At 70.4% G+C, this 7,729-nt stretch carries 8 protein-coding genes; 7 read left to right on the top strand and 1 reads right to left on the bottom strand.

What is annotated here, in order from left to right; translation table 11 throughout:
• Nucleotides 1-771 precede the first annotated feature (771 nt).
• The 4 genes from AW270_RS02375 (at nucleotide 772) to AW270_RS02360 (ending at nucleotide 4,164) form a co-directional block, all read left to right on the top strand.
• Complete coding sequence (locus AW270_RS02375; RefSeq protein WP_061290003.1) at nucleotides 772-1,221, top strand: hypothetical protein; 450 nt, start codon at nucleotides 772-774, stop codon at nucleotides 1,219-1,221.
• A 630-nt stretch (nucleotides 1,222-1,851) separates the two neighbouring features.
• A complete protein-coding gene (locus tag AW270_RS02370) occupies nucleotides 1,852-2,427 on the top strand; it encodes a hypothetical protein (protein WP_061290000.1) in 576 nt (191 codons plus the stop codon).
• A 10-nt stretch (nucleotides 2,428-2,437) separates the two neighbouring features.
• Entirely contained in the window at nucleotides 2,438-3,526 is a 1,089-nt protein-coding gene (locus tag AW270_RS41700) for a sensor histidine kinase (protein WP_061289997.1), read from the top strand.
• A complete protein-coding gene (locus AW270_RS02360) occupies nucleotides 3,523-4,164 on the top strand; it encodes a response regulator (protein ID WP_061289995.1) in 642 nt (213 codons plus the stop codon). Before AW270_RS41700 ends, AW270_RS02360 begins: the two co-directional genes overlap by 4 nt.
• Before the next feature lie 182 nt (nucleotides 4,165-4,346).
• Here the strand turns inward: AW270_RS02360 and AW270_RS02355 are convergent, their stop codons facing one another.
• Nucleotides 4,347-4,832: a cupin domain-containing protein gene (locus AW270_RS02355; protein WP_061289992.1), complete on the bottom strand. Its 486-nt coding sequence runs from the start codon at nucleotides 4,830-4,832 to the stop codon at nucleotides 4,347-4,349.
• Nucleotides 4,833-4,890: 58 nt separating this feature from the next.
• On the opposite strand from AW270_RS02355, the gene AW270_RS02350 reads away from it, so the two are divergent.
• The 3 genes from AW270_RS02350 to AW270_RS02340 all read left to right on the top strand — a co-directional run bounded on the left by AW270_RS02350 (nucleotide 4,891) and on the right by AW270_RS02340 (nucleotide 7,722).
• Complete coding sequence (locus AW270_RS02350) at nucleotides 4,891-5,907, top strand: tyrosine-type recombinase/integrase (protein WP_061290188.1); 1,017 nt, start codon at nucleotides 4,891-4,893, stop codon at nucleotides 5,905-5,907.
• 85 nt (nucleotides 5,908-5,992) lie between these two features.
• The gene (locus AW270_RS02345) at nucleotides 5,993-6,763 is read left to right on the top strand and encodes a MerR family transcriptional regulator (protein ID WP_061289989.1); all 771 of its coding nucleotides are present in this window, start codon (nucleotides 5,993-5,995) and stop codon (nucleotides 6,761-6,763) included.
• A gap of 236 nt (nucleotides 6,764-6,999) precedes the next feature.
• Complete coding sequence (locus tag AW270_RS02340; RefSeq protein WP_169807236.1) at nucleotides 7,000-7,722, top strand: HAD family hydrolase; 723 nt, start codon at nucleotides 7,000-7,002, stop codon at nucleotides 7,720-7,722.
• The last annotated feature ends 7 nt before the right edge of the window (nucleotides 7,723-7,729 follow it).

Below are 7,729 nucleotides of genomic sequence, written 5' to 3'. Positions count from 1 at the left end.
ACCCCACCCCCAGCCCGTCACCCGACGTCACCCGCGCATCGGTCAGCACCATCCACTCCCGATGCCGCGGCCAGTCCGTCATCACCCCGAACAACCGCTCCGCCGGCACATCCGCCTCCGCCGACACCCTCAACCGCACCGCCACGACGCCCCCTCACTCTCTCCAGCAGACGAGGACATCCCTACCCACGGCCGCACCCCAGCACCGGCGGGGGAGAGCGGGACCAAGCTTCTTCCGTTACGGCTCCGCCCACCCCGGCCCCGACCACCACTCCCGGTCACGCACCGTAACCGGCGCCCACCGGCCGCGCCCGCACCGCAAGCCGACGACAGGGGAGTGGCCACCCCACCACAAAGGAAGGGGCCCCTTCCTCGTACAGAACAAGAAAGAGGCCCCCCACACGCACCGGCACCCGCGGGCGACGGGGACGAACCAGGCACAGGCCACCGCCGTAACCCGCCCAGCCGCCCACCGCGGCGACCCCGGCGACACTCGGGCGCCCGGCACCGCCGCACCCGACCACCCGCACACCAGGGACCACCCGATCCCGCCAACACCTCACGCCCGCCGTACCGGACGAACCGCGATGCTCAGCCCCCGCACCCGCGCCGGTCAACCACGAGACCGGCTCACAACCGGCCCCGCACCCACACCCACCAGCACACCGAGCACCCCACCGCAGCCATGCAGCACTGAACCTTTCACCCCACCCACCCAACTTGACATAATGTTCATTATCGAGCAGGCAAAGCCACCGTAAGATCACAGCCATGGGCAACGTCGGACCCACCGAACTCATCATCCTGCTGATCATCCTCGGCACCATCGCCGGCATCATCCTGCTCGCCATCCGCGCCGCCGGCGGCCGACCACGCGCCCAAGTCGCCTACTGGGCACCCGGCGTCATCCCGCAGATCGCCGAACCCATCCGCGAACGCGTCCGCGAACTCGGCGCTGAGAACCGCCTCATCGAGGCCATCAAACTCGTCCGCCAGGAGACCGGCCTCGGCCTGCGCGACGCCAAATTCGTCACCGAGTCGATCATCGCCGGCCGCTACCTGCCCACCAGCACCGAACGCGCCCTCCAGACCGGCCCCGACCTGGCCACCCGCGTCCGCGAGCTCAAAGAGGCCGGCCGGACCGAACAGGCGATCTTCCTGGTGCGCGGCGAGACCGGCATGAACCAGCAGCAGGCCGAGGCGTTCGTCGGGCTGCTGTAACCGGTCAAAACGGTAAAAGATAGCCATACCAGACAGAAGGTGGATTCTGTCTGGTATGAAATGTTCGTTCATGATCAGTCAAGGTTCCCCACCGTCACGACCGCGCCTGGCTGATGCTGTGCCCGAAGCCCCGGCAAGGCGTCGGCCCTGAGGGCCCGCATCTGGGAGCCGAAGATCCCGATGGGCTCACCATGGATCACCATTCGCATCGTTTGACCGGTTTGTTGTGCTTCAGCGCCAGCGTCGGCCGCGCCCAAGATCAGCGGACTTGTCCGTTCGGCACAGTCCAGCCGCTCGGCGCGTGTCGCGGATGACCTGCGCCTCCACGTCCTTGACTCGTCGAGGAACACCCCCGGCGCCGGGGGCCTACGGGAGGTCGGGCGGGTTGTGAACGACGATCGCCACCCGTCGGCGGGGCTGATCCAGTCGCCGATTCCACTTCGCCGTTCTCCCACTGGCGGGCCTGGTATCTGTTCCGGTCGGCGGATCCGGCGGGCCGGGTCGCGCGGTCCCACCGAGGCGGCACATGACCTCGGCTGCGGAATCCGTGACGTGACCATGACCGGGGGCACTTATCCGGGAGGTCTGCTGCTCCTACCGTCGGAATCCCTTCGGTCAAGGAGTGCTGGTATGTCCTCTCCCCTGGTTCGGTTCGGCGTCGTGGGCGGCGTCGTCATGGGTCTGTCTGTCGGTGTTCCCGGTGCTGTCGAGGCGTTCATCGGTGAGACGGCGGTCACCAGTCTCGTCATCGGTGTGGGTGTCGCTTTGGGGCCGCTGGTGCTCACGGCCTTCCACGCGCGGCAGAGCGGGGTCTGCGGGTGGTTCGGTGAGGTGGCGTATGCCGTCAACATGATCGGGCTCACCCTGTTCGCGGGGATCGCCTTCGCGCTCAACGTGGTCGTCTTCTTCCTGGACGAGGCGGTGACGCGGGAGCTTTTGCGGGGGCCTGCGAGGGTCGTCGTGTTGGGTGGGACGGCGGTGTTCGTGGTGGGCACGGTTCTGTTCTCGGTGGCGATGCTGCGTGCGGGGGTTTTTCCGAGGGTGCCGGCCGCCGGGTATGGGGTCGCGTTGACGGGGTTGGCCGTCGGTGCGTCGTTGCCGGATGGCGTGGTGACGAGTGTGCTGCATGTGCTGGTCGCGGTGACGCTCGTGTGGTTGTCGTTGTCGATGCGGGGACCGGTGCGGCGGTATGCGGAGCGATCGTAGGCTTTCGGGCATGGCGGTGTCCCGTCCGGTGCCGTGGGTGTCGCCGGTGCTCTATGGCGCGGTTCTCATCGCGGGTCTGTACGCGTGGCTGGCGGGGTTGGGTGAGACCCGGCCGGTTCCGTTCGTGGCGGGGCTGGTGGCGCTGGCCGTGCTTGATCGGTGGGAGGGCCGGGTCGGTCCGGTGGTGCTGCTGGTCGTGCGGGTGGGGTTGTTCGCGCTGGTGGCGTCGGCGGACGGGGCGGGGCTGTCGCGGGTGTTGTTCGTGCTGGTGCCGTTCACGGCGTATTTCGCGTTCGGGCGGGCGGTGTCGGTGGTGCTCGCTGTGGGGTGTGTGGCGGGTTTCGCGGTGGCCGGCACGGTTCGTGATCCGCACTGGCTGGCCGACGCCGGGCAGGTCTCCGATCTTTTGATGTTCTGTGTGGGGCTGGTCCTGGCGGTGACCATGGCGGCGGTGGCGGCTGAGGAGCGGCGGGCGCGGGTGGAGCTGGCGGCTTCGGCGGCGGTGGTCGCGGAGTTGTCGGCGACGGCCGAGCGTAATCGGGTGGCCAGGGACATCCACGATGATCTGGGGCACCATCTGACGGCGGTGGTGGTGTTGCTGGAGAAGGCGACGGCGTTCCGTGACCTTGATGCGGGGGCGGCTGATCGGGCGGTCGCGGACGCGCACGGTTCGGCGCGGCGGGCGTTGGAGGATGTGCGGCGTTCGGTGCGGACGCTGCGTGAGTCCTTCAGCCTCCATGAGGCCCTGGTGGCGCTGGTCGACGGTCAGGGGGATGTGGTTCTGACGTTCTCCGGGGAGGAGGGCGGTCATGATGCGGCGGCGTTGCGGGCGCTGTACCGGGCGGCGCAGGAGGGGATCACGAACGCCCGGCGGCACGCCGGGGCCTCGCGGGTGTCGGTCGCCGTGTCGCTGGGCCCGCGTGGGGCGGAGCTGGTGGTCGGTGACGACGGGCGGGGCTTCGCGCCGGAGAGGGAGGGGTTCGGGCTGCTGGGCATGCGGGAGCGGGTGGAGCTCGCCGGTGGGCGGGTCGACATCGGGAGTCCGCCGGGTGGGGGGACCCGGCTGACCGTCACCATCCCGCGCAGGGGCGCGCGGTGAGTGAGGAGCCGGTGCGGGTGCTGGTCGTCGATGATCAGGGGCTGATCCGGGAGGCCATCGCGTCGCTGCTCGCGGTGCAGCCGGGCATCTGCGTGGTCGGCACGGCGGCCGACGGGCTTGAGGCGGTGGAGCAGGCGGTCGCGCTGGGGCCCGGTGTCGTGTTGATGGATGTGCGGATGCCGCGGATGGACGGGGTGCGGGCGGTGGCGGCGCTCCGAGAGCGGGTGCCGGAGGTGCGGGTGGTGATGCTGACGACGTTCGACGACGAGGAGTACGTCGTCGAGGCGCTGCGGGCGGGCGCTGTCGGTTACCTGTTGAAGGATCTGCCGGTGCGGGAGCTGGCGGCGGCGGTGCGGCTTGCGCACGCCGGGGTCGCCCAGCTGGATCCGGCGGTGACGGCCCGCCTGGTGGCGTCCGGGGGCGCCGGTGGAGCGGTGGCGCGGGTGCCGTTGACGGCGCGGGAACTGGATGTGCTGCGGCTGGTGGCGGGCGGGGCGTCGAACCGGGAGATCGCCGAGCGGCTCTACCTCAGCGAGGGCACGGTGAAGAACCACCTCTCGCGTATCCTCCAGCGGCTCGGCCTGCGTGACCGCACTCAGGCGGCGGTCTACGCCCGCGACCACGGGCTGTTTCCCTGACTTCTTCCGCCGGCTGGGCGGGGGTTCTTCCTGGTCGGTTCGGTGCCGTGGTTCGTCGGGCTCGCGGCCGTGGCGCGGCCGGTTGGCGCCGGATGCGGCGCCGAGCGGATGCGGCGGGCGGTGCGGGCCGGGCGGAGCCGTAACGGAAGAAGGGCTTGAGCATGCCTGCGCGGCGGCGGGCGTTATCTCTCGTCGACCCAGAAGGTGTCGTGGCGGGTGAAGAAGTCCTGGTCGGTGCGTCCGGAGGAGGCCCATTCGGCGATGCCTTCGAAGTAGGCCTCGCGGGGTGCGCCGGGTGAGAAGAGCAGGAGCAGGCTGGCGGGTTCGCCGGATTCGTTGCGGAAGCCGTGGATGCCGCCTTCGGGGACGTGGACGAAGTCTCCGGGGACGGTGGTGATCCATTCGAGGCCGTTGTAGATGCGGACGGTGCCGGTGAGGATGAAGAACGATTCGGTGAGGCTGCGGTGGAAGTGGGGTTCGGGGCCGCTGGGCTGGGGGCCCATGTCCCAGCGGTAGAGGCCGAATTTGCCGTCGGTGGTGGCGCCGGTGGCGAGGTAGGTGCAGGTGCCGCCGTTGCGGTAGGTGATGTCGGGCGGGGCGCCGGCGGGGAGGTGGGTGGCGTTGATGTCCCCGGTGTCCCCCAGGTAGCGCGGTTCCGGATATGTCATGTTATCGATCATGCCACTGAGCTGGGATTGTCGGTGGGCGGGGTTAGGGTCTGGGGTCATGCGTCCGGCGGAGCTGAATCGGTTGTCGGTGGAAGAGGCGGCGGATCGTTATGTGGAGCTGGTCCGTGCGAAGGTGGTGACGGGGGGTCTGTCCCGGGCGACCGCTGAGGTGTACGCGCGGGATGTGCAGACGTTCGTGCGGCTGACGCGCGGGTGCCGTCTGTCGGGGGTGCTCGATGATCTGTCGGGTGACGATGTCGACGCGGTGCTGCTGGCGTTCGCCCGCAAGCCCGATGAGCGGCGGCGTGAGCCGGTGGAGGGCGGGGCGTTGCAGAGCGCGGCGTCGCAGGCGCGGTTCCGGCGGTCGGTGTCGGCGCTGTTCAAGCATGCGGCGCTGGCGGGGTGGGTGCAGCTGAACCCGATGGCGTCGGCGACGGTGGTGGCCAAGGAGCGGGGCGGGCTGCGGGCCGAGCGGCGGGCGCTGACGCGGGAGCAGGCGCAGGGTCTGATCGGGGCGGCGGCGTCGGCGGCGCCGGAGGAGGCGCGGGGGCGGCGTGATCAGCGGACGGAGGTGCGGGACGCGCTGATCGTGCTGCTGCTGACGATGGTGGGGCCGCGAGTGTCGGAACTGGTCCGGGCGAATGTGGAGGATTTCTACACCAACGACGGCGACCGTTATTGGCGGATCTTCGGCAAGGGCGGCAGGACGCGGGATGTGCCGCTCCCCCGGCTGGTGGCCGACGTGCTGGCGGCCTATCTGGAGGTGCGGGAGGGCGAGGACAAGGCGCTGCTGCTGTCGTGGCGGGGGCGGCGGCTGGCGCGGGGTGATGTGCAGGGGGTGATCGACCGGGTGCAGGCGCGGGTCGATCCGGAGCGGCGGCGGTCGGTGACGCCTCATGGGTTGCGGCACACGACGGCGACGCATCTGCTGGCGGGCGGGACGGACATGGACGCGGTGCGGCGGGTGCTGGGTCACAGTGATCTGAGCACGCTGGGCCGTTACCGCGACGAGCTGCCGGGTGAGCTGGAGGCGGCGATGCGGGCCCATCCGCTTGCCCACGATACGGGTGTCTAGAACGGCCGGTAGACGGCCGTATAAGGCTTGACTCTCACGTTACGGGAGGCCGCAGGCTGGTCGGCGTCAGGAAGGAGGGGGAAGCGTGGCGGGGTTTTCGGTCGGGCAGGTGGCGGCGTTCGCGGGTGTGACGGTGCGGACGCTGCACCACTACGACGAGATCGGTCTGTTGTCGCCCAGTGAGCGCACCGCGGCGGGGTACCGCCGTTACGCGGAGCCGGACCTGGACCGGTTGCAGCAGGTGCTGTTCTACCGGGAGCTGGGTTTCCCCCTGGAGGAGATCACCGCGATCCTCGACGATCCGGGGGCCGACGCGGCGACGCATCTGCGGCGTCAGCGCGAGCTGCTGCGGCGGCGCATCGCCCGGCTGGAGTCGTTGGCGGAGGCGGTGGAGACCGCGTTGGAGGCGGCGAGGATGGGAGTGTCGTTGACGCCCGAGGAGCGTTACGAGGTGTTCGGGGAGTTCCGGCCGGAGGATCACGCCGAGGAGGCGGAGAGCCGGTGGGGTGGCACGTCGGCGTGGGCGGAGAGCCGGCGGCGCACGTCGTCGTACGGGAAGGCCGACTGGCAGCGCATCACGTCGGAGGCCGGGGAGCTGGTGGAGGCGTGGCGGGCCCTGTTCGAGCAGGGGGTCCCGGCCGGCTCGGCCGAGGCGATGGCGGTGGCCGAGGGGCACCGGCGGCACATCAGCCGGTGGTTCTACGAGTGCACCCACGAGATCCACGGGTGCCTCGGGGAGATGTACGTGGCCGACGAGCGGTTCGCCCGTAACTACGAGCAGGTGGCCGAAGGGCTGGCGGTGTACGTGCGTGACTCGATCACCGCGAACGCGAGGGCGGCCGGGGGTCCCGTCTGACCTCACGCGAAGGTGGCGGGTGCGTCTCCCCGCCTCTCCCCCGGTCTCGGCCGTGGTGGTAGGTACCCTTCCTCCCCCGGCCGCGCGGTTCGGGACGCTCGCCCCTTTTCCCCGGTTTGCCGGGCGGTGGTCTGTGATCTTTGTCATGATGGGCATGACTGGCTGTGGGTAAGCCCGGTTTCCCCTTTCACGTCGTGGAAACGCCGTTGTAATAGGGGTTCCGGAGGATGGGCGGCATGATCAGGGCCATTCTCTTCGACCTGGACGAGACGCTGTTCGATCATCGGGCGGCGGTGGCGCACGCCGTGACGGCGTGGACGGCCGACCGGTCTCCGTTCCATCCGCTGCTGGCCGAGGGGCCGGGGCTGTGGCTGCGGCTGGAGGACGTCCATCTGCCGGCCTGGCATCGGGGTGAGTGCTCCTTCGGTGAGCAGCGCCGCCGCCGGCTGCGGGACTACTGCCGACGGCTGGGGCTGCCGGTGCCCGGGGATCTCGACGCCGCGTACGCGGAGTTCCTGGACCTGTACGAGCAGGCGTGGACCGCCTTCCCCGACGCCGCCGTGGTGGTGAACAGGCTGGCCGGGACCGGGGTGACGCTGGGGGTGCTGACCAACGGGCAGCCGGTGCAGCAGGAGGCGAAGCTGCGGCGGCTGGGGCTGCTCGACCGGCTCGACCCGGTGCTGACGCCCGACGCGCTGGGCGGCAACTTCAAGCCGTCGGCCGAGGTGTACACCGCCGCCGCGGCCAAGCTGGGACTGGACCCGGCCGAGGTGGTGCTGGTCGGCGACAACCTGAACCTGGACGCGATCGGGCCGACGCGGGCGGGCATGCACGGCGTCTGGCTGGACCGCTACGGGTCCTCGCCCGCCCCGGCGGGGGTGCGGGCGATCCGGACCCTGCTGGAGCTGCCCGCGCTGCTGCCGGAGATGGCGTCGGTACGGCCACTCGCACTCGTCTGACCGGATC

Source organism: Herbidospora cretacea, from assembly GCF_001570605.1.
Lineage (GTDB): Bacteria > Actinomycetota > Actinomycetes > Streptosporangiales > Streptosporangiaceae > Herbidospora > Herbidospora cretacea.
This window is presented reverse-complemented; position numbering and strand designations above follow the sequence as displayed.

Excerpts from the sequence above, each read along its gene's own strand:
- AW270_RS02340 (WP_169807236.1), top strand. The coding sequence starts at position 7,000 with ATGATCAGGGCCATTCTCTTCGACCTGGACGAGACGCTGTTCGATCAT.
- AW270_RS02350 (WP_061290188.1), top strand. The coding sequence starts at position 4,891 with ATGCGTCCGGCGGAGCTGAATCGGTTGTCGGTGGAAGAGGCGGCGGAT.
- AW270_RS41700 (WP_061289997.1), top strand. The coding sequence starts at position 2,438 with ATGGCGGTGTCCCGTCCGGTGCCGTGGGTGTCGCCGGTGCTCTATGGC.
- AW270_RS02370 (WP_061290000.1), top strand. The coding sequence starts at position 1,852 with ATGTCCTCTCCCCTGGTTCGGTTCGGCGTCGTGGGCGGCGTCGTCATG.
- AW270_RS02375 (WP_061290003.1), top strand. The coding sequence starts at position 772 with ATGGGCAACGTCGGACCCACCGAACTCATCATCCTGCTGATCATCCTC.
- AW270_RS02355 (WP_061289992.1), bottom strand. The coding sequence starts at position 4,832 with ATGACATATCCGGAACCGCGCTACCTGGGGGACACCGGGGACATCAAC.